A 20,719-nucleotide genomic window follows, 5' to 3' on the forward strand; every position below is an offset into this window, starting at 1 on the left:
GTGGCGCACGTTCAACGAACACGCCGAACCTCCCGTTTTTCTTTTCACCCTATGTGATCACCCATAGTGGTAGCCATCCAGGGTGCTGGCCTGCGGGTACACACGTCAACTCCCGGACACCGCGGGTGCGGTGGGCACACTCACGTCGAAGTGGCGCGCGTCACGCGCCGCTTTCAGCGCCGCGGCGAGCACCTTGGCCTTCGCCGTACTGCGTTCGTCACTCCCCCAAACGACGGTACGGCCGTCCGTCAGCTTCAGGGTGATGGCGTCGAAGGAGCGCACCTCGACGGTGCGAACGTCCTGGTGGAGCGCTTTCGGCAGGGCGGTGACGACGGTGCCGGCCGCGCGCCGGAGCCGGTCGGCGCCGAACCGCCGCAGTCCCGGGCTGTCACGTACGGCCATTTTCAGAAGCGGGACGCCCTTCGGGGCGGCGGCGACCGTGGCGAAACGCGTCCCTTCGGCGTCCACTTCGACGAACTTTCCGCCCGTTTGAATAACGAGTTCCGGCTGCCTTTCGGTCACTTTCAGGCTGACCGTGTGCGGCCAGGAGCGCCTGACCGCAACGGACTTGATACGCGGAAGTTTCGCGCGCAACCGGTCGGCGACGGCCTTCTTGTCCACCGAGGCGAGCGGGGTGTCCATCGGCACCGCGGCGGCCCGTACGACCTCATCGACCGTCAGAACCCCCGTACCGCTCACCTTGACGGCCTCCGTGCGCAGCCAGGTGGAGCCGTACAGGGACCAGGTGCCGAAGCCGGCCAGCAGCACCGCGCCGGCCAGTGCGATGATCAGAGTACGGCGGGACGGCACCCTGAAACGGACCCGCGGACCGGGGCGCCCGTCCGGGGAGCCGGACGACCCGCCCTGTTGCCCGGGCTTCTTGGCCCCTCCCCCGCCGCTGGAACCGGCTTTACCGACTTTCCCGGCCTTTCCTGCCTTTCCGGACGAGGGCGGGCCGGAGCGCGCGGACTTCTTCTCACCGCGCCGGGCGGTCGTCGGTCCGGCCACGCTCCCTCTCCTTCCGGCCGCCACCCCGGGGTCCACCCCCGGGGCAGCACGGCCGTACCGTCCGTCAGCGGCCAGCGACCGCCTCGTACACCATCCCGACCAGCAGCTCGTCCGCGTCCCGGCGGCCGAACTCGGACGCCGCGCGGGACATCTCGTACAGCCGGTGCGGATCGGCGAGCACCGGGAGCACCTGGCCCTGCACCCACTCCGGCGTCAGCTGCGCGTCGTCGATCAGCAGGCCGCCGCCGGCGTTGACCACCGGCTGGGCGTTGAGCCGCTGTTCACCGTTGCCGATGGGCAGCGGTACGTAGGCGGCCGGGAGCCCGACGGCGGACAGTTCGGCGACGGTCATCGCGCCCGCGCGGCAGAGCATCATGTCGGCCGCGGCGTACGCGAGGTCCATCCGGTCCACGTACGGTACCGGTACATACGGGGGCATTCCCGGCATGTTGTCCACATGCGGCATTTCGTTCTTCGGGCCGACCGCGTGCAGCACCTGGATACCGGAGCGCTGAAGCGCCGGCACGGCCGCCTGGATGACCTCGTTGAGGCGCCGGGCACCCTGCGAGCCGCCGGACACCAGCAGCGTCGGCAGGTTGGGGTCCAGCCCGAAGGCGGCCCGCGCCTCGGGGCGGACCGCGGCCCGGTCGAGGGTCGCGATGGAACGGCGCAACGGAATGCCCACGTACCGGGCGTCCCGCAGCTTGCTGTCCGGGGTGCTGACCGCGACGTACTTGGCGTACCGCGAGCCGATCTTGTTGGCCAGCCCGGGGCGGGCATTGGCCTCGTGCACGATGATCGGCACCCCGCGCCGCTTGGCGGCCAGATAGGCGGGCAGCGCGACATAACCGCCGAAACCGACGACGCAGTCCGCCTTCGTGCGCTCCAGGATCTGTTCGGCGGCCTTGATCGTGCCGCGCAGCCGCCCGGGGACGGTGATCAGTTCGGGCGTGGGCTTGCGCGGCAGTGGTACGGCCGGGATCAGCCCCAGCTCGTAGCCCCGCTCCGGCACCAGCCGGGTCTCCAGTCCCTTCTCCGTGCCGAGTGCCGTGATCCCCACGGTCGGGTCCTGCCTGCGCAGGGCGTCCGCGAGGGCGAGCGCGGGCTCGATGTGGCCGGCGGTCCCCCACCGGCGAGTACGACATGCACCGAAATTCACCGCTCTCCGGACGGTCGCTTCTTGACGCGCCGTCTCATCGTCTTCCGTCTCACCCCAGCCAGTTTCCTGCCGAAAACAGGCTGCCGCATGGCCAGTGCCGCCCGTGCAGCGGGCTCGTCACGCGCGAAGGCGATCAGCAGACCGATGGCGAACATCGTCGGCAGCAGGGCGGAACCTCCGAAGGAGAACAGCGGCAGCGGGACACCGGCGATCGGCAACAGACCGAGCACCGCACCGATGTTGATCACGGCCTGGGCCGTGATCCAGGTGGTCACGCCTCCCGCTGCGTACCTCACGAAGGGGTCCTCCGTGCGTCCGGCCACGCGGATACCCGCATAGCCTAGAGCCGCGAAGAGGGCGAGCACCGACAGCGTCCCCGCAAGCCCCAGTTCCTCCCCGGTGATGGCGAAGATGAAGTCGGTGTGCGGTTCAGGGAGTTCACCCCATTTTTCCATACTGGCGCCCAGTCCCGAACCGAAGAATCCGCCGGAGGCCAGCGCGTAGATGCCGTGCACGGCCTGCCAGCACTGGTCCTGCGGTCCGGGGTCGGTCGCGCCGATGCAGGCGAGCCGGGCCATCCGGTTGGCGCTGGTCTTGATCAGCAGCGCCCCTATGACGACGGCCGCGCCGAGCACCCCCACGAAGAGCCGGGTCGGGGCGCCGGCCAGCCACAGCAGGCCGAACAGGATCGCGGTCAGGATGATCGCGGTGCCCATGTCACCGCCCAGCATGATCAGACCGAGCAGCAGGAAGGCCATCGGGATCAGCGGCACCAGCAGGTGCTTCCACTGGGCGAGGAGCTTCTTGTCCTGTTTGCGCGCCAGCAGGTCGGCGCCCCACAGGACCAGCGCCAGCTTGCCGAACTCGCTGGGCTGCATCTGGAAGGGGCCGCCCAGGTTGATCCAGTTCTGGTTGCCGTTGACCGCGACCCCTATCCCGGGGATCTGCACCAGGGTCATCAGGAAGACCGAGACGGCCAGCAGCGGATACGCCAGGGTGCGGTGCAGCCGTACCGTCAGCCGGGCCGCCACCAGCATCAGGATGCCGCCGAGCACCGCCGCGAAGAGCTGCTTGCGGAAGAAGTACGTCGGTGCCAGCCCGAGCTGGAGCGCCTTGATCTGGGAGGCCGAGTAGACCATCACCAGGCCGAGCACGGTGATCAGCAGGCTGCCGCCGACCACCAGGTAGTAGGCGGTCAGCGGCCGGTCCCAGGCCCGGCGGACCTGGGTGTACAGACCGCGCGGGTTACGGGGGCGCCGCCGCGCGGCAGGCGCGGGCCGAGGCCGGGCCGCCGCGCGGGCGCGGCGGCGCGGCCTTCGCCGATCGGGCCGTCATCCTCGTCCCCTCCACAAGTGCGCTGCGCCGTGCGTCCTCGACGCGGCGGGGACGTGCGGACTACTGTTCCTGGGCGGCCAGTGTGCGGACCGCGTCGGCGAAGGCCTCGCCCCGCTTGGTGTAGTTCAGGTACATGTCCATCGAGGCGCAGGCCGGGGCCAGCAGGACCGTATCGCCCGGCCGGGCCAGGCGCGCTGCCTCCCGTACGGCTTCGGACATCGCCCCAGTGTCGGTCCGGTCGAGGTCGACCACCGGGACATTAGGGGCGTGTCGCGCCAGGGCCTCCCGAATGAGCGCCCGGTCGGCGCCGACGAGGACCGCGCCGCGCAGCCGCCCGGCGGACTTCTGGACGAGTTCGTCGAAGGTGGCGCCCTTGGCCAGGCCGCCGGCGATCCAGACGATGTGCTCGTACGCCGCCAACGACGCCTCCGTGGCGTGGGTGTTGGTGGCCTTGGAGTCGTCCACGTACGCGACCCCGGCGACGTCCGCGACGTGCTCGATGCGGTGCGCGTCCGGGTGGAAGGCGCGCAGGCCGTCGCGTACGGACTGGGGGCGCACGCCGAAGGCGCGGGCCAGGGCCGCCGCGGCGAGGGCGTTGGCGATGTTGTGCGGGGCCGCGGGCGTCACGTCCGAGACCTCGGCCAGTTCCTGGGCCTGCTTCTGCCGGTTCTCGACGAAGGCCCGGTCGACGAGGATGCCCTCGACGACGCCCAGCTGGGAGGGGCCCGGGGTGCCGAGGGTGAAGCCGATGGCGCGGCAGCCCTCCTCGACGTCGGCCTCGCGCACCAGGTCCTCGGTCACCTGGTCGGCGACGTTGTAGACGCAGGCCACGGTGTTGCCCTCGTAGACCCGGCCCTTGTCGGCGGCGTACGCCTCCATGGAGCCGTGCCAGTCGAGGTGGTCCGGGGCCAGGTTGAGGACCGCGGCGGAGTGGGCGCGTACGGAGGGCGCCCAGTGCAGCTGGTAGCTGGACAGCTCGACGGCGAGCACGTCATAAGTACCGGACGGCTCCAGCACCACGTCCACCAGGGGCACGCCGATGTTGCCGACGGCTGCCGTGCGCAGCCCTTCGGCCTCCAGGATGGCTGCCAGCATCCGTACGGTCGTGGTCTTGCCGTTGGTGCCGGTGACCGCGAGCCAGGGCGGCGCGTCCGGGCCGCGCATCCGCCAGGCCAGCTCCACGTCGCCCCACACGGGGACGCCGGCCGCCTCGGCGGCCTGGAAGAGCGGACTGGCGGGCTTCCAGCCGGGGGTGGTGACGACGAGGCCGGTGCCCTCGGGAAGCGTGTCGCCGTCGCCGAGGCGGACGGTGATGCCCAGCTCCTCCAGGGGGCGGCCTGCGCCCGCTCCCGCTCGCCGTCGCTGCCGTTGACGACGGTGACGACGGCGCCGAGACCGGCCAGGGCGCGGGCGGCGGGCACGCCGCTCACGCCGAGACCGGCCACGGTCACGTGCTGTCCGGCGAGGTCGAGGCCGGTCACTTGGCGGCCTGCCAGCCGCCGTAGAAGAGACCCAGGCCCACGATCACGCACATGCCCTGGATGATCCAGAACCGGACCACCACAAGGACTTCGGACCACCCCTTGAGTTCGAAGTGGTGCTGGAGTGGCGCCATCCGGAAGACCCGCTTGCCGGTGAGCCGGAAGGAGCCGACCTGGATGACCACGGACATGGTGATCAGGACGAAGAGGCCGCCGAGGACGGCCATCAGCAGCTCCGTACGGGAGCAGATGGCCAGACCGGCCAGCGCGCCGCCCAGGGCCAGCGAACCGGTGTCGCCCATGAAGATCTTCGCGGGCGAGGTGTTCCACCACAGGAAGCCGAAGCAGGCGCCCATCAGGGCGGAGGCGACGACCGCGAGGTCGAGCGGGTCGCGTACCTCGTAACAGGCGGGCCCGGCGCTGATCGCGTTGGCGCAGGACTCCTGGTACTGCCAGATGCCGATGAAGGTGTACGCGCCGAAGACCATCACCGAGGCGCCGGTGGCCAGGCCGTCCAGGCCGTCGGTGAGGTTCACGCCGTTGGACATCGCCAGGATCATGAACAGCGCCCAGATGACGAAGAGCACCGGACCGATCTGCCAGCCGAAGTCCTGGGTGAAGGACAGCCGGTCGGAGGCCGGGGTCTGGCCGCGCAGGTCGGCGAACTGGAGCGAGAGCACCGCGAAGGCGATGCCGACGATCAGCTGGCCGGCCATCTTCGCCTTGGCCCGCAGGCCCAGCGAACGCTGCTTGACGATCTTGATGTAGTCGTCGAGGAAGCCCACCAGGCCCATGCCGGCCATCAGGAACAGCACCAGCACACCGGAGAAGCTCGGGTTGCTGCTGGTGATGACCTTGGTCAGCGCGTAGGCGATGAGCGTGGCCAGGATGAAGGCGATGCCGCCCATGGTGGGCGTACCGCGCTTGCTGTGGTGGTCGCGCGGGCCGTCGTCACGGATGAACTGCCCGTAGCCCTTCCTGGCCAGCAGCTTGATCAGCAGCGGGGTGCCGATCAGCGTCAGGAAGAGTCCGATCATTCCGGAGAAGAGGATCTGCTTCATCGGGTGGCGGCTCCGCCCTCGACACCGGCGTCGCCCAGCAATGCCGCGGCGACCCGTTCCAGGCCGACCGACCTGGAGGCCTTCACCAGCACGACGTCACCCGGCCGCAGCTCGCTGCGCAACAGGTCGACCGCCGCCTGCGCGTCGGACACGTGCACCGACTCCTCACCCCACGAACCCTCGTTCTTGGCGCCCATGTCGAGCCAGGCCGCTTCCCTGCCGCCGACCGCCACGAGCTTGCTGACGTTGAGCCGGACGACCAGGCGCCCGACCGCGTCGTGTTCGGCGAGTGACTCCCCGCCGAGCTCGGCCATCTCACCGAGCACCGCCCACGTACGGCCTCCCGTTTCCTTGGAGGCTTCGCCCATCGCCACGAGCGCGCGGAGCGCCGCCCGCGTGGATTCCGGGTTCGCGTTGTAGGCGTCGTTGACGACCGTCACACCGTCCGCGCGCTCGGTGACCTCCATCCGCCAGCGGGAGAGCGTGCCGGCTTCGGAGAGCGCGACGGCGATCTCGTCCACGGGCATGCCCAACTCATGGGCGACGGCGGCCGCGGCAAGCGCGTTCGACACGTGGTGCTCACCGTACAGCCGCATGGTCACGTCGCTGCACCCGGAGGGTGTGTGAAGCGTGAAGGCCGGCTGTCCGAGCGCCGTGAGCCGGACGTCCTCGGCCCGTACGGCGGCTTCCGCGGACTCGCCGAAGAAGACCGTACGGGCCTTCGTACGGGAGGCCATGGCGCGTACGTACGGGTCGTCGGCGTTGAGCACGGCGACGCCGCCCTCGGCCGCGGTGGGCAGCGCCTCGACCAGTTCGCCCTTGGCCTGCGCGATCTGCTCGCGGCCGCCGAACTCGCCGATGTGCGCGGAGCCCACGTTGAGGACCACGCCGATGCGCGGCGGGACCAGCTGGGCGAGGTAGCGGATGTGGCCGACGCCGCGGGCGCCCATCTCCAGCACGAGGTACTTCGTGCCGTCGTCCGCGCGCAGCGCGGTCACCGGCAGCCCGATCTCGTTGTTGAGGTTGCCCACCGGGCACACCGTCGGCCCCCGGCGGGCCAGGAGCTGGCCGATCAGGTCCTTGGTGCTGGTCTTGCCGGCCGAGCCGGTGAGCCCGACGACGCAGGCGCCCAGCCGGCCGACGACGGCGCGGGCCAGCGCCCCGAGGGCGGCGACCACGTCGTCCACGACGATCGCGGGGACGCCGACGGGACGCGCGGCGAGGACCGCCGCCGCGCCCGCCTCGACGGCGCGTGCGGCGTAGTCGTGGCCGTCCACGCGTTCGCCGGCGAAGGCCGCGAAGAGGCTGCCGGGGCGCACCTCACGGGAGTCGTACACGACCGGGCCGGTGACCTGGGCCTCCGGGTCCGGTATGTCGTGCTGCTGCCCGCCGACGATGTTCGCGATCTCGGCGAGGGACAGGGAGATCACTTCTCACCCCCGGCCGTGGGCAGGTCGTGCCGTTCGAAGGGTTTTGCGCGCATGGCGGTGTGTCATCCCTGGTGGTTCGGCTGCTGCGGTGTCATCGAAGCCTCGATGGCCTGGCGCAGCACCTGACGGTCGTCGAAGGAGCGGACCACTCCGGCGATGTCCTGGCCCTGCTCGTGGCCCTTGCCCGCGACGATCACGGTGTCGCCGGGCTCGGCGCGGGCGACGGCGGCCGCGATGGCGGTGGCCCGCTCCTCCTCGACCAGCACGGTGCCGCGCTCGTGGACGGGCACCTCGGCGGCGCCCGCCAGCATCGTGGCGAGGATCGCGAGGGGGTCCTCGCCACGGGGGTTGTCGGAAGTCAGTACGGCGGTGTCGGCGAGTCGGGCGACCGCCGCGCCCATCGGCTTGCGCTTGTGCGGGTCGCGGTCGCCGCCGCAGCCCAGCACGGCGTGGATACGGCCCTCGGTGACCTTGCGCAGGGCGCGCAGGACCGATTCGACCGCGTCGGTCTTGTGGGCGTAGTCCACGACCGCCAGGTAGTCCTGGCCCGCGTCGATACGCTCCAGGCGGCCGGGGACGCCGGGCACCGCGGCGACGCCGTCGGCGGCGGTCTGCGGGTCCACGCCGGCCACGACCAGCGCCGTGATCGCGGCCAGCGCGTTGGCGACGTTGAACGGGCCCGGGATGGGCGAGGCGGCCCGTACGGACACGCCGTCGGGGCCCAACACGGTGAAGGTGGAGCCGAGCGTGCCGACCTCGACGTCGGCGGCACGCCAGTCGGCGTCCGGGTGACCCTCGGCGGAGAACGTGGTGACCGGCACCTCGGACTCGCCGGCGGCCAGCCGCTTGCCGTACTCGTCGTCGAGGTTGACCACGCCGGCCTTGCTGCGCGCCTTGGTGAACAGCTGCGCCTTGGCCTGGAAGTAGTCCTCCATCCCGGAGTGGAACTCCATGTGCTCCGGGCTGAGGTTGTTGAAGATCGCGACATCGAAGACGCAGCCGTCGACCCGGCCGAGGACCAGCGCGTGGCTGGAGACCTCCATCGTCACCGCCCGCACGTCGCGCTCGCGCATGACGGCGAACAGTGCCTGGAGGTCGGTGGCCTCGGGCGTGGTGCGCTCCGACTTCAGGCGCTCGTCGCCGATCCGGGACTCGACCGTACCGATCAGGCCGGTCAGGCCCGCCCGGCGGCCGCCGCCGTCGCCCGGCTGAGCCGCTGCGCGCTGCTCCTCCTGAGCGGCCTTCCCGGCCGCGGCGCGCAGGCCGCCGTCGACGAGGTAGGCGGTGGTGGTCTTGCCGGAGGTGCCGGTGATGCCGATCTGCAGGAGATCGCTGCCCGGGTCGCCGTAGATCGAGACGGCGAGCGCCCCCATCCGGGCCCGCGGCTCGTCCACGACCAGGACGGGCAGGCCCGTCGCGGCGGCGCGCTCGCGGCCCGCCGGGTCGGTCAGGACCGCCGCGGCGCCGAGGTCGGCGGCCTGGTTGGCGAAGTCGGCGCCGTGGAAGCGGGCGCCGGGCAGCGCGGCGTAGACGTCGCCGGGCCGCACGGCCCGGGAGTCGTGGGTGATGCCGGTGACGACGGCGTCGGCGGCGTCCGCCGTGGCCGGCACCGAGGTGCCCAACTGCTCGGCGAGGTCCGCGAGGGGGTGGCGCGGACCCGCTCTGGGCGGGGCGCTCCCGGAAACTTCCCGGGGGCGTCCTTCTGGGCGTGGTGGGACTGATCAGCGTGTGACACGGCGGTGAGCGTACCGGGCGCGGCGGCCTCGGGGCGAAGTGAGGGCCGCGTGCCGGAGCGGTTCCCGGGGTCGGGCGTGATGGTCGTCACGGCGGTGCTGCCTCGTTTTCATTCGCCTGGCTTGAAGGTGACGGGCAGGCGCGGGGGCTGGGCGCCGCTCGGCGGGACCTGGAGCGTCTTGAGCGCGAACTCCATGACCTGCTGGTAGATCGGGCCGCACACCTGGCCGCCGAAGTAACTTCCCTTGGTCGGGTTCTGGACGGCGCAGTAGACGGTTATACGGGGCTGGTCGGCGGGGGCGAACCCGGCGAAGGAGGCGGTGTAGCCGTGGTAACGGCCGGTTTTCGGGTCCACCCGGTTGGACGTGCCGGTCTTGCCGCCGACGCGGTACCCGTCGATCTTCGCCTTGGCGCCGGTGCCCTCCTTGTCGTCGACCACCGATTCGAGCATGGTGGCCAGCGTCCTGGCGGTCTTCTCACTCACCACCCGGCTCTTGTGCGGCCGCGGCGCGGGCCGGTACCGGCCGTCCGGGCCCGTGGTGCCCCTTATGAGCGTGGGGGCGACGCGCTCGCCGCCGTTGGCGATGGCGGAGTAGACCGAGGCGGCCTGGACGGCGTTGAGCGACAGGCCCTGCCCGAAGGGGATCGTGTACTGCTGCGAGGTGCTCCACTTCTGCGGCGGGGCCAGCAGGCCGGGGGTCTCGCCGGGGAAGCCGAGTCCGGTGGGCTGTCCGAGGCCGAACTTGCGCAGGTAGGAGTAGAGCACCTGGTTGGCTTCCTGCCGGGTCTTGCCGAGCTGTTCGGTGGCCAGGATGGTGCCGATGTTGCTGGATTTGGCCAGGACACCGTTGAGGGTCAGGTGCCAGGTGGGGTGGTCGATGTCGTCCGCGAAGTTGCGGTCGCCGCGGTGCAGCCGGTTGGGGACGGTGACCCGGGTGGCGGGGGTCGCCGCGCCCTCTTCCAGGACGGCGGCCATCGACATGAGCTTGCTGGTGGAGCCGGGTTCGAAGGCGTCGGTGAGAGCGGCGTTGCCCAGCGCTTCCGGGTCGGCCTTCGAGATGTCGTTGGGGTCGAAGCCGGGGGCGTTGGCCAAGGCCAGGATCTCGCCGGTCTTCGTGTCCTGCACGACGACGTAGCCCCGGTCGGCCTGGGACTCGGCGACCTGCTTGGTGATGGCCTGCTGGGCCATCCACTGGATGTCGCGGTCCAGGGTCAGCTCGACGTCGGTGCCCGGCACCGCCGGGTGTTCCTGGGTGCCCGCGGTGGGCACCCGCCGGCCACCGGACTGGGCGTAGATCAGCTTGCCGTCCTTGCCCGCCAGCTGCTGGTCGAGCCGGGCCTCCAGGCCACCGCCGCCCCGGCCCTCGCTGTTGACGAAGCCGAGCACCCCGGAGGCGAGGTCCTTGTTGGGGTAGACGCGCTTGCTGTGCTTGTCCGCGAAGATCCCGACCAGGACGTTGGGGCGGCGCTCGCTCTTGGGCTGCTTGGCCGCCTTGGCGTCCAGCTCCCTGCGCAGGTCCTTGATCTGCTTCCAGACCTGCGGGGTCTGCTGCCGGGAGAGCCGGACGTAGCGGGAGCCGGGCGTGGCGAGCTTCTTGGCCAGGGCGGCCCGGTCCTCGTGGAGGATCGGCGCGAGCAGGGCGGCGGCCTGCTGCGGCGCGCCCTGAATCTTGATCTTGTCGGGCGCGAACAGGCTGGGGTCGGCGGTGATGTCGTACGCGTCGACCGTGGTGGCCAGGTCCACACCGTCCCGGTCGGTGATCGCGCCCCGTTCGGCGGCCAGCTTGACCGGGACATACCGGTTGACGTTGGCCTTGGCCGCGTACGCACCGGCGTCCACGGCCTGCACCTGGAACAGCCGGACGACGAAGACCAGCAGGATCAGGGCCAGACCGAGCGAGACCAGGCGCAGCCGGGGGCGCGGGCTGCCCAGTCGCAGGGTCGGTGTGCGGGGGCGGGGGGCGCGTTTGGTGGTGGTGGGGCGTGCGGAGGCGGGGCGGGATTGGGCTGCGGGGCGGGACTGGGACGCGGGGCGGGGCTGGGGGCGGCTGGTTCCGCCGCCTCCGCCGCTTCCGCCGCTTCCGCCGTTCTGGCCCGGGGCGCCGCGGGGCCGGGTGGTGCGGCCGTCGGGCGGGGTGGGGCGGGGGACGCGGCGGCGGGGGTCCGGGGCGGTGGGCGCCTTGGAGCCCGCCGCAGCGCCGGGGCGGGAGGTGGAGCCGGTACGGGAGGGGGAGCCGGCGGCCGGGCTCGTGCCGGAGCCGCTGCCGGTCTTACGGGGGGCCTGGGGGGCGGCGGGCTTCGATCCGGTGGACTTCGATCCGGCGGGCTTGGAGCCTGAGGCTTTGGAGCCGGCGGGCTTGGGGCCGGACGCCTGGGAGCCGGCGGCCTTCGCCGCGGAGGATTTGGAGGGTCCGGGCGTCTTGGCGCCGGGGGCCTTGGGGCCGGAGGCTCCAGATCCGGAGGCTCTGGGACCGGCCCCCTCGAACCGGAGCCGGAGCCGGAACCCGAACCGGAGCCGCCGCCGGAGCGCGGGCCCTTGGGGTCGGTCATGCGACGCCCTCCTCCGGTGCGGTCCTACGGGCGAGGGGTACGCACCCGAAGGCGAGCGCGGGCGCGGGCGCAACGGCTGCGGCCACGGCCTCGGGCAGGGCCGCGCCCCCAGGCAGGGCTTCGGCGTTCTCGTACGTCACGGTTCACCTGCCGGAAGTCGTCGGAACGGAGCCGGCTGCCGCGCCGGGGGCCGGGCGCGGCGGTCCGGCCGCCTTCCGGCCGTCGGCCCCGGGGGCGCCGGGCAGCGGACGGCCGGGTGCGGAGAGCGCGGGCATCGGGTGGTCGGGCAGCGGCTGGTCGGGCAGCCTCGCGGCCGGGGCGGCGGGCGCGGCGGACGGTTGCGGCCCGGCGGACGGCCGGGGCCCGGGGACCGGCGCGGCGGCGTGGCCCGGCGCCGTCCGGGGGCCCGGCACGGTGAACCGCGACGGGGTGCGCGCGCTCATCGGTCCCGTACCGCCCGGGGCCGCGCTCGGCTTGCCGCGTACCGTGCCGTCGGGCTCCAGGAACGCCGGGCTGCCGCCCGGGACCATGCCCAGCTCGCGGGCTCGCTCGTCCAGCGCGCCCGGCGCCGAGTAGGCGTCCACCTCCTGCTGGAGCGCCTGCTGCTCGTCCGTCAGCTCGTTGGTGCGTTTCTCCAGCTTGCTCAGCTCGAAGGAGCCCTGGTTGAGCGCGGAATTCAGCAGCAGCAGCGTGATCAGGCCGGAACCGAGGAGCACGACCACGAGAAGCACGAACGGCGTACGCGCCGCCGTGCCCCCGCTCCGGAGGCGAACAGGCCCGAGAGCCGTCCGGTCCCCGGGCGCGTGCGCCCCGGCCGGTTCACGCGATGTCCTCGCGGATGCGCTCGACGCCGCGCAGCCGGGCGGGGGCCGCGCGCCGGTTCTCGGCGATCTCCTCCTCGGTCGGCAGCTCGGCGCCGCGGGTGAGCAGCTTCAGCCGCGGCTGGTACTGCTCGGGGACGACGGGCAGGCCGGGCGGCGCGGTGTTGGCCGCGCCCGCCGCGAAGACCTGCTTGACGATCCGGTCCTCCAGGGACTGGTACGACAGCACGGCGATCCGGCCGCCCACCGCGAGGGCCCGTACGGCGGCCGGCACGGCGCTCTCCACGGCGGCCAGTTCGGCGTTGACCTCGATGCGCAGCGCCTGGAACGTGCGCTTGGCGGGGTTGCCGCCGGTGCGCTTGGCCGCCTGCGGCAGGGCGTCGCGGATCAGCTCCACCAGCCGCGCGCTGCGCGTGAAGGGCTCCTTGGCGCGCTCCTTGACCACGGCCTCGACGATCCGCTTGGCCTGCTTCTCCTCGCCGTATGCGCGCAGGATGCGGACCAGTTCGCCGGGCGGGTAGGTGTTGAGGACCTCGGCGGCGCTCATACCGGTCGTCTGGTCCATGCGCATGTCGAGCGGCGCGTCCTGCGCGTACGCGAAGCCGCGGTCGGCCTCGTCGAGCTGCATCGAGGAGACCCCGAGGTCGAACAGGACTCCCTGGACGCGCGGGACGCCGAGGCGGGCCAGCACCCGGGGCAGCTCGTCGTAGACGGCGTGCACGAGGGTGGCGCGGTCCCCGTAGGGCGCCAGGCGCTCCCCCGCCAGCTTCAGGGCCGCCGGGTCGCGGTCGAGGGCGATCAGACGTGCTGCCGGGAACGTGGCGAGCAGCGCCTCGCTGTGCCCTCCGAGGCCGAGCGTGCAGTCGACGACGACCGCGCCGGGCTCGGCGAGTGCGGGGGCGAGCATGTCCAGACACCGCTGGAGCATGACGGGTACGTGGCGATCGTTGCTGCTCATGCGCCTTCCGATGGGGTGGGCGGCAGGTGGGTCCCCCGGCCGCTGGCTGGGGGAATGCCGCACGTACCGCTTGGTCCCCGCCCGCTCTGAAGGGGAAGTGGCCCTCCGACGACGGGGAAGTGCCGTCGGCGGACCGGTTGGAGCGGGAGGAGGCCGAGCCGTACGTGCAGATCGCACGCGAAGGATTCGGGATCCGAGGAGAGCGTCACGCCTCCCACTTCGCGCCACTTTAGTCCACTGCCGCGCGGGGTCAATCAACCGGTTCCGCGCGTCCCGCACCGGCCGTCCGGGGTTTTCGGAAGATTTTCGGGCGGCTCCGGAGAGCCGTGGGACCACCCGGCCCGAGGCCCGCGGCACGGGCGAAAAGGCCGCTTTCACCCGATCGGCGGCAGACTGCGGGGGCGTGTGGAAAACCTCACACGACGCCTCGGTGCCCCCTATGCCCGTCCCCACGTGCAGCCTTATCGCCCGACGCCCTTTACCGTGTTGCTATGTCGATACCTGCCTCGCAGCCGCTGCCCCCTCGACCGACAGCGCCGTGGCCCCCGCGGGCGGCACGGTCACCGACCGCCTCGTCGAGGCCAACAGCAAGTACGCCGCCGCCTTCACCGATCCGGGCATGGACGCCCGGCCCGTCCTCAAGGTCGCCGTCGTGGCGTGCATGGACGCGCGCCTCGACCTCCACGCCGCGCTGGGCCTGGAGCTCGGCGACTGCCACACCATCCGCAACGCGGGCGGCGTCGTCACCGACGACATCATCCGCTCCCTGACGATCAGCCAGCGGGCGCTGGGCACCCGCTCGGTCGTCCTCATCCACCACACGGGCTGCGGACTGCTCAGCCTGACCGAGGACTTCCGCCACGACCTGGCGGCCGAGGTCGGACAGCGCCCCAACTGGGCGGTCGAGGCGTTCAAGGACCTCGACGAGGACGTCCGGCAGTCCATGCAGCGGGTCCGGACCTCGCCGTTCCTGCTGCACACGGACGATGTACGGGGATTCGTCTTCGATGTGACGACGGGTCTGCTGCGGGAGATCGACCCGCGGTAGGTGCCGCACATACGGGAAGTCCACGGCCGCGGGGCCCTGCCCCGCGGCCGTGGTGCCGTGCCCGGGACCGTGGTGACGCGGCCCGTCGGGTGAGTTATCCACAGGCCATGACGCGGGGCGGCGCGGGCGGCGAGAATGCGTGAGTGACGTCGTCGCGGCCGTGCGGCCGGGCGGCGCAGGGCGGGGAGGGCCGGTCCGTACGGAGGACGTGTGCCCGCAAGCGGGGTATCCCGTGCTCTCCGGAGCGCGGGGCAAGGGCCGAGGAGGGCCGGGTGACGACCTATGACGAGCAGGCGAGCCTTGGAGGTCACCCCGCGCGGCCGGAGCCGGGCGCGCGGGGAGATCTGACCACCACGGCGGAGCGGGTCCGCCGGTCGGTGGAGGGCGTGATCGAGGGCAAGCCGGAGGTCGTGCGGCTCTCGCTGACCGTGCTGCTCGCCGAGGGCCATCTGCTCATCGAGGACGTGCCGGGCGTGGGCAAGACGATGCTCGCCAAGGCTCTGGCCCGGTCCATCGACTGCTCGGTGCGGCGTATCCAGTTCACCCCCGACCTGCTGCCGTCGGACATCACCGGTGTGAGCGTCTACGACCAGCAGCGGCGGGACTTCGAGTTCAAGCCCGGCGCGGTCTTCGCCCAGATCGTGATCGGTGACGAGATCAACCGCGCCTCGCCCAAGACCCAGTCCGCGCTGCTGGAGTCGATGGAGGAGCGCCAGGTCACGATGGACGGTCAGACCTACGAGCTGCCCGCGCCCTTCATGGTCGTCGCCACCCAGAACCCGGTCGAGATGGAGGGCACCTACCCCTGCCGGAGGCGCAGCGGGACCGTTTCATGGCGCGGGTCTCGATCGGGTACCCGAGCCCGGAGGCCGAGCTGCAGATGCTGGACGTGCACGGCGCCGCCTCTCCCCTGGAGGAGATGCAGCCGGTCGCGCACGCCGACGAGATACTGAAGCTGATCGACGCGGTGCGCGCGGTCCACGTCGCCGCACCGGTCCGCAGATACGCGGTGGATCTGGTGGCCGCCACCCGCAACCACCCCGAGCTGCGGCTGGGTGCCTCGCCGCGGGCGACGCTGCACCTGCTGCGCGCGGCGAAGGCGTCCGCGGCGCTGTCCGGCCGGGAGTACGCCCTGCCGGACGATGTGCAGGCCCTCGCGGTGGCGGTGCTGGCGCACCGGCTGCTGCCGACCGCCCAGGCCCAGTTGAACCGCCGTACGGCCGAGCAGGTCGTGGTCGAGATCCTGCGCCGTACGCCGGTCCCCGACCCCTCGGCCCAGCAGTGGCCACGACCGCACGCGCAGCAGCCGCCCGGCGCCCGGGGGTACTGATGACGGGCGGGGGGACCGAGGAAGCTCCGGAGCCCGGCGGGCTGCGGGCCGCCTTCGCGGGGCTGACGACGCGTGGCCGGTCCTTCCTGGCGGCGGGTGTGGCCGCCGCCGTGTGCGCGTACGCCCTCGGGCAGACGGACCTGCTCCGGGTCGGACTGCTGCTGGCCGCGCTGCCCCTGGTGTGCGCGTTGGTGCTGCACCGCACCCGCTACCGGGTCGCGGGGAGCCGGACCCTCTCCCCCGCCCGGGTGCCGGCCGCCGCCGAGTCGCGGGTCCTGCTGCGGGTGGAGAACGTCTCGCGGCTGCCCACCGGTGTGCTGATGCTCCAGGACCGGGTGCCGTACGTGCTCGGCCCGCGGCCCCGGTTCGTCCTGGACCGGGTGGAGGCGGGCGGCCGCCGCGAGGTGTCCTACCGGGTCCGTTCCGACCTGCGCGGACGGTATCCGCTGGGGCCGCTGCAACTGCGGCTGTCCGACCCGTTCGGCATGTGCGAGCTGACCCGTTCCTTCAGCGACCAGGACATCCTGACGGTGGTGCCGAGGGTCGAGCAGCTGCCGCCGGTGCGGCTCACCGGCGAGGCTTCCGGTTACGGCGACGGGCGGCAGCGGGCCCTCGCACTGGCCGGCGAGGACGACGTCATCCCCCGCGGCTACCGCCACGGCGACGACCTGCGTCGCGTCCACTGGCGCTCCACCGCGCGCTACGGCGAGCTGATGGTCCGCCGGGAGGAGCAGCCGCAGAAGGCGCGCTGCACGGTCCTCCTGGACACGCGGCGCACGGCCCATCAGGGCTCCGGGCCGGACTCCGCGTTCGAATGGGCGGTGTCGGGCGCCGCGTCGACGGCGGTCCACCTGCTGGAGCGTGGCTTCTCGGTGCGCTTCCTGACCGACACGGGCACGTCCCTACCAGGCCCGGACGGGGCCGGCGGCTGGGCGGGCGGCACCGAGTCCGCCGACACCGCCGGACTGCTGCTGGACACCCTCGCCGTGGTGGAGCACTCCGCCGAACCGGGCCTGGCCCGGGCGTACGACGTGCTGCGCGGCGGCAACGAAGGGCTGCTGGTCGCGTTCTTCGGCGACCTGGACGAGGAACAGGCCGCGGTGGCCGGGCGGATGCGGCAGCGCAGCGGGACGGCGGTCGCGTTCGTCCTGGACAGCGCCGCCTGGTCCCGGGGGCCGACGGGCCGCGTACCGGCGAGGCCGGGCGGCCGCTCGCCGAGCGCCTGCGGATGCTCCGTGAGGCGGGCTGGAAGGCGCTGCCGGTGTCACCGGGCGATGCGCTGACGGCGCTGTGGCGGCAGGCGGACCAGGTGGCCGGAGTGCGGCAAGGGCCCGCGGGCGGCAGCGGGCCGGCCGCGGCGCACGGACCGTCCGCGGCACCCGGATCCGCCGGGCCGGCCGCGGCACCGGGAAGCGGAGTGACGGCATGAGCGGGCGGGCGCGGCTGACGGTGTGCGCGGCGGTGGCGACGCTGTGCGCGTCCAGTGCGCTGCTGCCGCTGGTGGACCCGGTCGGCTGGATGATGCAGGCAGCCGTCCTGCTGATCATCGTGTCCGGCGCGGGCGCGCTGGCCCGCCGGATGCCACTGGCGCGGCCGCTGACCGTCGCGGCGCAGGCCGTGGTGGCGCTGCTGCTGCTCACCGTGCTCTTCGCGAACGACCAGGCGATCGGCGGGGTGCTGCCGGGGCCCGACGCGTTCCGGGAGCTCGGCGAACTGACACAGGAGGGCGTCGCCGACGTCGGCCGCTACGCCATACCGGCGCCGGTGACGGCCGGTATCCGCCTGCTGCTGGTCGGCGGGGTGCTGCTGGTCGGCCTCGTGGTGGACACGCTGGCCGTGACGTACCGCAGCGCGGCGCCCGCCGGGCTGCCGTTGCTCGCGCTGTATTCGGTGGCGGCGGGGCTCTCCCAAGGCGGCGCGGGCTGGCTGTGGTTCCTGATCGCGGGAGCCGGCTACCTGCTGCTTCTCCTGGCCGAGGGCCGGGACCGGCTCTCGCAGTGGGGCCGGGTGTTCGGCGGCCGGACCTCCGACGCCGGGCGGCCGCCGGTCGCCAAGGGCCAGAGCTACGCCTCCACCGCGGGCGGCCCGGCGTACGCCCCGGTCCGTACGGGCCGCCGGATCGGCGCGCTGGTGCTGGGCGTCGCCCTGGTGGTGCCCGCGGTGCTGCCGTCCCTGGGCGGCGGGCTGCTGGGCCCGGCCGTGGCCGGCCGCGGGGCGGGCGGCGGCGGCACGATCTCCGCGGTGAACCCGCTGGTCTCCCTGCAGAACAGCCTCAACCAGCCGGAGGACCGGCAGGTCCTCAACTACCGCACCACCGCTTCGGACACCCGTGACCTGTATCTGCGGATCGTCGCCCTCGACCAGTTCGACGGTACGGCGTGGAAGCCGTCCGAGCGCGCCGTCAAGGATGTGCCCGACCGGCTGCCCGACCCCGCGGGGCTGAGCCCGAAGGTGGACGTCACCACCGTCAACACCTCCGTCTCCGCCGCTCCTTGGTACGCCCAGAACTGGCTGCCGCTGCCCTACCCCGCCTCCCACGTGGACATCGCCGGGCGCTGGCGCTTCGAGCCGGAGGGCCGCACGCTGGTCGGCGACCGCGGGCAGAACACCCGTGGGGCGCAGTACCAGGTCGAGAGCCTGCTGGTGCGGCCGACCGCACACCAGCTGGACACCTCGCCCGCGCCGCCCGCCGAACTGACGCGGGAATACACCAAGGTGCCGGATTCGCTGCCGCCGGTGGTGCGCGAGACCGCGCGGCAGGTGACGCGGGGCGCCGGGTCGGCGTACGACAAGGCGGTCCGCCTCCAGGACTGGTTCTCGCTCAACGGCGGCTTCACCTACAACACGGAGGTACGGGCCGGCAGCGGCACGGAAGCCATCGCCCGGTTCCTGGAGCAGAAAGAGGGTTTCTGCGTGCACTTCGCCTTCTCGATGGCGGCGATGGCACGCACGCTGGGCATACCGGCCCGGGTCGCGGTCGGATTCACCCCCGGCACCCGGCAGAGCGACGGCTCCACCTCGGTGGGCCTCAAGGACGCGCACGCCTGGCCCGAGCTGTACTTCGAGGGCACGGGCTGGACGCGCTTCGAGCCGACGCCGAGCCGTGGCACGCCGCCCGACTACACCCTCGCCGACACCCCGTCCACCGGCGGGACCAACGCTCCGGCGCCGCAGCCGTCGCATTCGGCGGTGGCGCCCGTGGGGCCGTCGCCCTCGCAGAGCTGCGCTCCCGCCGAGCGGCGCGTGGGCCCCTGCTGGACCCCGCCCGCGCAGTCGACGAGCGGCCCGGCGGACGACGGTCCCTCGCCCTGGACCGTCACGGCCGTCAGCGTCGGCGCGCTACTCCTGCTCCTGGTGCCGGTGCTGCCGCTGCTGTGGCGGCTGCGGGCCCGCTCCCAGCGTCTGCACGGCGGCCGCCCCGGCGGGGACGGCCCGGCCGGAGCGCTCACGGGCCCCCCGGAGGCGGTCGACGGCGCCTCCTGGGCCTCCGACGGGCCGCCGGAGCCGCCGGGCGGCGCGCGTCCTGGGCAGTACGGCACCGCCCGCACGCTCGCGGCCTGGCGGGAACTGGTCGACTCCGGCTGGGACTACGGCATCCTGCCGGACGATTCCCTGACCCCGCGCAAGGCGGCGGAGCGCATCGTACGCATAGGTGAGCTGGACGGCGCGGCGGCGGCAGCGGCTCGCCGCGTCGCGGCCTCGGTGGAACAGGTCCTCTACGCCCCCGAGCCGCGTCCGGCGTCCGGCCTCGCCGACGAGGTGCGACGCGTCCGCGCCGGCCTGCGGGACGGCGCCTCCCGCCGCCTGCGCCTACGTGCCCTCCTGGCGCCCCGCTCGGCCGCCCGGGCCCTGTGGACCCTCTCGTCCCGCTGGTCCGCCTTCGTGACCCGCTGCACGACAAGCCCACCGGCCACGGCGGTGCGGCGCGCGGCAGGCGCGGTGCGCCTCTCAAGGGGCAGGCCGTAGCCCCGGCCCCTGGGTGAGGCACACCAGGTCGTCTTCGCCCTCACGGTCGCAAAGAGCGAAGACGGCTGGGGCGGGCTCGCCGTCGGGCGCCGAAACTCCGCCGTACTGCGGGCCGCCCGACCGTGGGGCGGGCCCGGGCCCTCCAGACTTCGTCCTCCGGTCCCGCACCCTCCCGTACGTCTTCGGCTTTCGCGGCGAGGGCGGGAGGACGCCTGCCCCCACCGGCCGTCCGTCGCCGTACGACCGGAGGGGCCGGACCGTAGGACGAAGTCTGTAGGGCCGGCCCCGTGCCCGCACCGAGGAGAGCGCCACCCGGCACAAACAGCCAGTCGGCCACGGACTCCAGCCCGCCATCGGGCGCCGAAACTCCGCCGTACCGCGGGCCGCCCGACCGTGGGGCGGGCCCGGGCCCTCCAGACTTCGTCCTACGGTCCCGCACCCTCCCGTACGCGGTCGGCTTCCGCGGCGAGGGCGGGAGGACTCCTGCCCCCACCGGCCGTCCGTCGCTGTACGACCGGAGGGGCCGGACCGTAGGACGAAGTCTGTAGGGCCGGTCCCGTGTCCGGACCGAGGGAGCGCCGCTCGGTACAGGCAGCCAGTCGGCTACGGACTCCAGCCCACCGTCGGGCGCCGAAACTCCGCCGTACTGCGGGCCGCTCGACCGTGGGGCGGGCCCGGGCCCTCCAGACTTCGTCCTACGGTCCCGCACCCTCCCGTACGCGGTCGGCTGTCACGTACGAGGGTGGGGGGACGCCTGCCCCCACCGGCCGTCCGTCGCCGTACGACCGGAGGGAGCGGGCCGTAGGACGAAGTCTGGAGGCCCGGGCCCGTACTCGGC

At 73.1% G+C, this 20,719-nt stretch carries 10 protein-coding genes and 5 pseudogenes; 4 read left to right on the forward strand and 11 right to left on the reverse strand.

Going from position 1 to position 20,719, the window contains the following annotated elements; genetic code table 11:
* Window positions 1-105 precede the first annotated feature (105 nt).
* The 11 genes and pseudogenes from ACEXOX_RS14475 to rsmH form a co-directional block, all read right to left on the reverse strand.
* Window positions 106-1,008: a cell division protein FtsQ/DivIB gene (locus tag ACEXOX_RS14475; protein ID WP_406521011.1), complete on the reverse strand. Its 903-nt coding sequence runs from the start codon at window positions 1,006-1,008 to the stop codon at window positions 106-108.
* A 64-nt stretch (window positions 1,009-1,072) separates the two neighbouring features.
* Window positions 1,073-2,157: pseudogene (gene murG, locus ACEXOX_RS14480) on the reverse strand (undecaprenyldiphospho-muramoylpentapeptide beta-N-acetylglucosaminyltransferase).
* A gap of 6 nt (window positions 2,158-2,163) precedes the next feature.
* Complete coding sequence (ftsW, locus tag ACEXOX_RS14485; protein ID WP_406521013.1) at window positions 2,164-3,348, reverse strand: putative lipid II flippase FtsW; 1,185 nt, start codon at window positions 3,346-3,348, stop codon at window positions 2,164-2,166.
* 214 nt (window positions 3,349-3,562) lie between these two features.
* A pseudogene (murD, locus tag ACEXOX_RS14490) lies at window positions 3,563-4,983 on the reverse strand (UDP-N-acetylmuramoyl-L-alanine--D-glutamate ligase).
* The gene (gene mraY / locus ACEXOX_RS14495) at window positions 4,980-6,044 is read right to left on the reverse strand and encodes a phospho-N-acetylmuramoyl-pentapeptide-transferase (RefSeq protein ID WP_030024670.1); all 1,065 of its coding nucleotides are present in this window, start codon (window positions 6,042-6,044) and stop codon (window positions 4,980-4,982) included. Before mraY ends, murD begins: the two are co-directional and overlap by 4 nt.
* Entirely contained in the window at window positions 6,041-7,474 is a 1,434-nt protein-coding gene (murF, locus tag ACEXOX_RS14500) for a UDP-N-acetylmuramoyl-tripeptide--D-alanyl-D-alanine ligase (RefSeq protein ID WP_406521015.1), read from the reverse strand. The genes mraY and murF overlap by 4 nt, the downstream gene beginning before the upstream one ends.
* Window positions 7,475-7,536: 62 nt before the next feature.
* Window positions 7,537-9,299, reverse strand: a pseudogene (locus ACEXOX_RS14505) (Mur ligase family protein).
* Between the two features lie 18 nt (window positions 9,300-9,317).
* Window positions 9,318-11,048, reverse strand: coding sequence for a peptidoglycan D,D-transpeptidase FtsI family protein (locus ACEXOX_RS14510; RefSeq protein ID WP_406521017.1), 1,731 nt, complete (start codon window positions 11,046-11,048; stop codon window positions 9,318-9,320).
* Between the two features lie 706 nt (window positions 11,049-11,754).
* Window positions 11,755-11,898, reverse strand: a complete 144-nt coding sequence (locus ACEXOX_RS14515; RefSeq protein WP_406521019.1) for a hypothetical protein — start codon at window positions 11,896-11,898, stop codon at window positions 11,755-11,757.
* A gap of 3 nt (window positions 11,899-11,901) precedes the next feature.
* Window positions 11,902-12,489, reverse strand: a complete 588-nt coding sequence (locus ACEXOX_RS14520) for a septum formation initiator family protein (protein ID WP_406521021.1) — start codon at window positions 12,487-12,489, stop codon at window positions 11,902-11,904.
* Window positions 12,490-12,577: 88 nt separating this feature from the next.
* On the reverse strand, window positions 12,578-13,537 hold the full coding sequence (gene rsmH / locus ACEXOX_RS14525) for a 16S rRNA (cytosine(1402)-N(4))-methyltransferase RsmH (RefSeq protein ID WP_361142933.1): 960 nt from the start codon (window positions 13,535-13,537) through the stop codon (window positions 12,578-12,580).
* A gap of 538 nt (window positions 13,538-14,075) precedes the next feature.
* Between rsmH and ACEXOX_RS14530 the strand changes: the two genes are divergently transcribed.
* The 4 genes and pseudogenes from ACEXOX_RS14530 (at window position 14,076) to ACEXOX_RS14545 (ending at window position 19,881) form a co-directional block, all read left to right on the forward strand.
* Complete coding sequence (locus tag ACEXOX_RS14530) at window positions 14,076-14,585, forward strand: beta-class carbonic anhydrase (protein ID WP_406521023.1); 510 nt, start codon at window positions 14,076-14,078, stop codon at window positions 14,583-14,585.
* Window positions 14,586-14,857: 272 nt separating this feature from the next.
* Window positions 14,858-15,915, forward strand: a pseudogene (locus tag ACEXOX_RS14535) (AAA family ATPase).
* Window positions 15,915-17,344: pseudogene (locus ACEXOX_RS14540) on the forward strand (DUF58 domain-containing protein). The pseudogenes ACEXOX_RS14535 and ACEXOX_RS14540 overlap by 1 nt, the downstream one beginning before the upstream one ends.
* Complete coding sequence (locus ACEXOX_RS14545; protein WP_406521025.1) at window positions 17,341-19,881, forward strand: transglutaminaseTgpA domain-containing protein; 2,541 nt, start codon at window positions 17,341-17,343, stop codon at window positions 19,879-19,881. The pseudogene ACEXOX_RS14540 and the gene ACEXOX_RS14545 overlap by 4 nt, the downstream one beginning before the upstream one ends.
* Window positions 19,882-20,719: the final 838 nt, after the last annotated feature.

The organism is Streptomyces sp. Ac-502, from assembly GCF_045222935.1.
GTDB classification, from domain to species: Bacteria; Actinomycetota; Actinomycetes; order Streptomycetales; family Streptomycetaceae; genus Streptomyces; species Streptomyces monomycini.

What these genes read in the sequence shown, in the direction of transcription:
- ACEXOX_RS14545 (WP_406521025.1), top strand. Translation starts at nt 17,341, where the DNA reads ATGAGCGGGCGGGCGCGGCTGACGGTGTGCGCGGCGGTGGCGACGCTG.
- rsmH (WP_361142933.1), bottom strand. Translation starts at nt 13,537, where the DNA reads ATGAGCAGCAACGATCGCCACGTACCCGTCATGCTCCAGCGGTGTCTG.
- mraY (WP_030024670.1), bottom strand. Translation starts at nt 6,044, where the DNA reads ATGAAGCAGATCCTCTTCTCCGGAATGATCGGACTCTTCCTGACGCTG.